Source organism: Neobacillus soli NBRC 102451 (assembly GCF_001591665.1).
Lineage (GTDB): Bacteria > Bacillota > Bacilli > Bacillales > Cytobacillaceae > Neobacillus > Neobacillus soli.
The window spans coordinates 1-4,346 of sequence record NZ_BCVI01000108.1; the positions used below are offsets into that span (position 1 = coordinate 1).

Genomic DNA, 4,346 nt, shown 5'->3' on the forward strand with positions numbered 1-4,346 from the left:
CTTTTGTCCTCATGAAGCGGTCATGTGGACAGTTTCGCCTTGGGAACTCCGGGTTTTGTCCTCATGAAACACTCATGCGGACAGCTTTGCCTCGGGAACCCCGGGTTTTGTCCTCATGAAGCGGTCATGTGGACAGTTTCACCTCGGGAACCCCGGCTTTTTGTCCTCATGAAGCACTCATGCGGACAGTTTCGCCTTGGGAACCCCGGCTTTTGTCCTCATGAAGCGGTTATTAACAACAAAAAAGCTTGAAGATAAAATCCTCCAAGCAATCTTACATGTATTTAATAATTGACAAAGAGTCTAGTGGAAATAAGGGTATAGTTCATCACTTAAACGGCCAAATTCTTCTAAAGACAGAGTTTCTCCCCTACGGGTTGGGTCAATCCCGCTGGCGCTTAAAGCACGTAGAATTTCCTCTTTCTTTTGTTTTCCATCTGGCAGCTGGCTTGTTAAATTATTGAGCAGGGTTTTTCTTCGTTGGGCAAAACTGGACCTGGTCACCTGAAAAAAGAAGCCTTCGTCCATTACCTGAACAGCCGGCTGGACCCGCCTTATCAGCCTGATAACAGCAGAATCTACATTCGGCTGTGGAACAAAGACTGTTTTTGGGACAATCATAACCGTTTCCGCTTCCATGTAATATTGAATCGCAATGGAAAGCGACCCGTAATTCTTCGTCCCAGGTGCCGCTGAAATGCGGTCGGCTACTTCCTTTTGAAGCATACAAACGATGCCGCGGATGGGCAGCTTATCCTCTAATAGCTTCATGATGATGGGGGTTGTTACATAATACGGTAAATTAGCAACTACCATGATGTCATCGATCCCATAAAATTTCTCATCCATCACTTTTTGAACATCCGCCTCTAACACATCATTATGAATAATATCCACATTGGGATAGGGCGAAAGGGTTTCATTCAAAATAGGCAGTAAGCGTTGGTCAATCTCGAAAGCCACAACCTTTTTACTCGTCCGGGCTAGCTGCTCTGTTAAAGCCCCAATCCCCGGTCCTATTTCAATGGCACCGGAATTCTCACCGAGATTGGCAAAGCTGACAATCTTTTTTAATATATTCGTATCAATTAAGAAGTTTTGGCCAAGGCTTTTCTTAAAGGAAAAACCATACTTTTCTAGAATCGCCCGTGTTCGCACCGGGGTAGCAATATCTTTATTCATTTTGTTCCTCCTGTCGGACAACTAATAGGGCCTCTGCAAATTCCTGCCTGCTGATTTGAAACATCATTAAGCGCTTATGCAGTTGTTTTCCATTTGTATAGCCAATTTTTAAAAGATCCCCGAGCATAATTCTTCGCTCTTTCGCCCCTTCACCGCCAATAAGACCGGCAGTAAGTAAATCTTCCTGGCTGATTTCCTCTGAAATTGTTTCATGCATCATTTGAGCATCCTTCAATGCATCTCTGATTGCCTCAGGACTGGCATGTTCCACCCCAATTCCCTTACCGCCCTTACCAAGTGCCGCTTCCTTCGTGAGAAAGGCGTGTTTACAGCCAGGAACAGCCTCTGCAATCGTCTTCCTGATTTTCTCACCAGGATAGTCCGGGTCGGTAAAAAGGATTACACCCCGTGTCCTTTGAGCGCGTCTGACCTTTTCAATGGTTGCCTCATTTACAGCGGAACCATTTGTTTCAATTGTATCTGCATCAACAGCATGTTTGATGGCAGTAGTATCATCCTTACCTTCGACAACAATAAATTCTTTAATCTTCATGTAAAAGTGTAAGCCTCCGTAATAAAAAATAAAAATTTGAAAAAAACTTGAAACATTTTTGTAATGTCAATCGTCTATATTATTAAACAGAATCATACAATTAAAGTAAGAGAAATCACAAAAAACACAAATTATGTATCGATGTAAGTATAAAGATTTTTCAAGAAAAAGCAAAATGCAGAGGATTAACCTCTGCATAAAGAAAATTATTGGAGAATCTTAATTTTTACCTTTTTACGCCCCCAACGGTAGCAATCCGAATTAGACGGCATAAACAAATCAATTTTATATCCTTTAATGGCGCCGCCCGTATCAGCTGCAACAGCATAGCCGTAGCCTTCCACATAAACCTTCGTTCCGAGTGGGATAATTCTTGGATCAACTGCAATTACTTTCATGTTTGGGTTTGCCCGGAGATTAAGACCAGTGGCCGTTCTTCCAGAGCAGCCATTGCAAAACGCCGTATAGGCTGTTGCCGTAACGTAATACTCTGTTCCCGTTTCATCGCCGCCACGAGAAACCTGCAGGGTTAAATCCTTGGTTCCGACAGCCACTACCTTATCCTGCTTCCCTGTAATCTGCTTCTCATTTATTAATTTTCTGGATACCTCTTTGCCGTTTTCAAGCACGACTTCGTATTGTTTAGAGACACGTCCATGCCTGCCAGCGGTAATAATCTTTTCTTTCCCTTTTTCTAACTTGGCATCCTTTTTTGTTACCACGGCAAATTGAACAGGTTCTTCCACTACATCGGTGACTTTTTCTACTCGAATGACGTTAACAACACCATTCACTGAAATGGTTTCTGTTAATGACGGTTCAACTCGGTCTAATTCATTTAGTTTAATTCCCTGTTGTGTTAAAAAGTCAGCGACCGTAGCCGAAGTGGACCAAACTTGCTTCTTTTTTCCTCCGTCAGCTAATGCTAGCGGGAAAGCTATCTTAATACCAATCTCCATCATATCTTTGATTGACGCTTGTGGTCTCGGTGATATTTGATCATGTTCGGTCAATACAATTTCCTGCTCTTTTAGAAGCTCAGCCACTGTTCGGGCTGTAGTCCAAATCGTTTTCTTCTCGTTGTTCTTGACAAGGTGAACCTGGTTTGCCTGTTTCCAAACGACGTTTAGGTGGTCATCCACCTTAGTATTGGCATTCGGATACAAGTAGTCCTTTGAGTGAATAGGCACATCCAGTTCATCCAATAATTCCTGAATGGTTCCTGCATGTGTTTTAACCATCTTTTGCTCGCCATTAAGAGTTATTGCCACTGTTTTCTTTGCTCCTTCGGAAAAAAGAATCCCCAGAGTTGTTAGCAAAACTACGAAACTAGCAAAAACAACAATCAATGTCCTTCCACTCAAAACCTTAGAAAACAGGTTTTTCATGTTCGTGAATACGATGAAAAACGCCTCCTTTTCTTGGAGAGATTATAAAGAAACCATGCTGCCGCTGTCAACCCTTGCACATCCTGAGAATGTATTCCCTATTATGCACAATTCTGGAAAGGTTGCAAAGGAAAACTTATCGACACGGTTATCCTATGTTGAAAAGGAGACATGTAGAACTTTTTGTTATTAGAAAAAATTAGGACAAGCCTCTCGCCTTTTCGACAAAAATCCTTATCATTTTATGGCGAATAACTTTTTAGCATTTTGTGTCGTTGCAGATGCCACTTCCTCTAATGTTAACCCTTTTATTTCGGCAATTTCCTCCGCAACGAGCCTTACATACCCAGGCTCATTTCGCTTTCCACGGTAAGGATGCGGTGCCAAATAGGGACAATCGGTTTCGATTAAAAGTTTATCTATTGGTACTTCAGCCGCTACTTCTTTCGGCTTTTTGGCATTTTTGAACGTCACGGGACCTCCTAGTGATATATAGAAGTTCATTTTTATACATTCCTTAGCCACCTCAGGACTGCCGCTAAAGCAATGCATAATGCCGCCAACTTCTTCTGCCCCTTCTTCCTTTAATATTTCCACTATATCGGCTGTCGCCTCACGATTATGAATGACAATCGGCAGCTTCACCTTCTTTGCAAGCCTAATTTGTTTACGAAAAACCTCCTGTTGAATTTCCTTTGGGGACTTATCCCAATGATAATCCAAACCCATTTCACCGAGGGCCACTACCTTTGGATGGGAGGCCAAATCTTCAATCCACTCTAAATCCTTCTCCGTCATATCAATCGCATCGACGGGATGCCAGCCAACACAGGCATAAATAAACTCATAGCTTTCTGCTAACTCCATTGCCCTTTGAATGGTTGAACGATCAAAGCCGACCACGACCATATTAGTGACACCCTCACTCTGTGCCCGTTCAATGACTTCTTCTAAATCTTCGTTATACTGTTCTGCATTTAAATGGACATGTGTATCAAATAGCATAATAAATTAAGCTCCTCCTAATTATCACAAATTGATATCGTATGTTTCGCTAATATTTTTTTCTTAATATTTGAAATGCCATTTTTCAGCAAAAATCATACAAAAAATAGAAATGTCCCGAAAATTGTTACACGTGGAACATTTCTAAAAGAAAAGCTGAAGCAACCGTTAAGCGGCGTATGGACTGGAGCGTTTTGACTGAGATAAAGGAAACACGG

General features: G+C 41.9%; 4 protein-coding genes. All 4 read right to left on the reverse strand.

What is annotated here, in order from left to right; translation table 11 throughout:
* Nucleotides 1-303: 303 nt before the first annotated feature.
* The 4 genes from rsmA to BSO02S_RS25790 all read right to left on the reverse strand — a co-directional run bounded on the left by rsmA (nt 304) and on the right by BSO02S_RS25790 (nt 4,128).
* Nucleotides 304-1,182, reverse strand: a complete 879-nt coding sequence (rsmA, locus tag BSO02S_RS25770; protein WP_066074857.1) for a 16S rRNA (adenine(1518)-N(6)/adenine(1519)-N(6))-dimethyltransferase RsmA — start codon at nt 1,180-1,182, stop codon at nt 304-306.
* Entirely contained in the window at nt 1,175-1,735 is a 561-nt protein-coding gene (gene rnmV / locus BSO02S_RS25775; RefSeq protein WP_066074859.1) for a ribonuclease M5, read from the reverse strand. Before rnmV ends, rsmA begins: the two co-directional genes overlap by 8 nt.
* Before the next feature lie 206 nt (nt 1,736-1,941).
* Nucleotides 1,942-3,123, reverse strand: coding sequence for a G5 and 3D domain-containing protein (locus BSO02S_RS25780; protein ID WP_066074862.1), 1,182 nt, complete (start codon nt 3,121-3,123; stop codon nt 1,942-1,944).
* 237 nt (nt 3,124-3,360) lie between these two features.
* Nucleotides 3,361-4,128 (reverse strand): TatD family hydrolase, encoded by a 768-nt coding sequence (locus BSO02S_RS25790; RefSeq protein WP_066074865.1) that lies wholly within the window; start codon nt 4,126-4,128, stop codon nt 3,361-3,363.
* Nucleotides 4,129-4,346: the final 218 nt, after the last annotated feature.

Bases quoted from the DNA above. Each gene is read 5' to 3' on its own strand.
- rsmA (WP_066074857.1), bottom strand. From the start codon at position 1,182: ATGAATAAAGATATTGCTACCCCGGTGCGAACACGGGCGATTCTAGAA.
- rnmV (WP_066074859.1), bottom strand. From the start codon at position 1,735: ATGAAGATTAAAGAATTTATTGTTGTCGAAGGTAAGGATGATACTACT.
- BSO02S_RS25780 (WP_066074862.1), bottom strand. From the start codon at position 3,123: ATGAAAAACCTGTTTTCTAAGGTTTTGAGTGGAAGGACATTGATTGTT.
- BSO02S_RS25790 (WP_066074865.1), bottom strand. From the start codon at position 4,128: ATGCTATTTGATACACATGTCCATTTAAATGCAGAACAGTATAACGAA.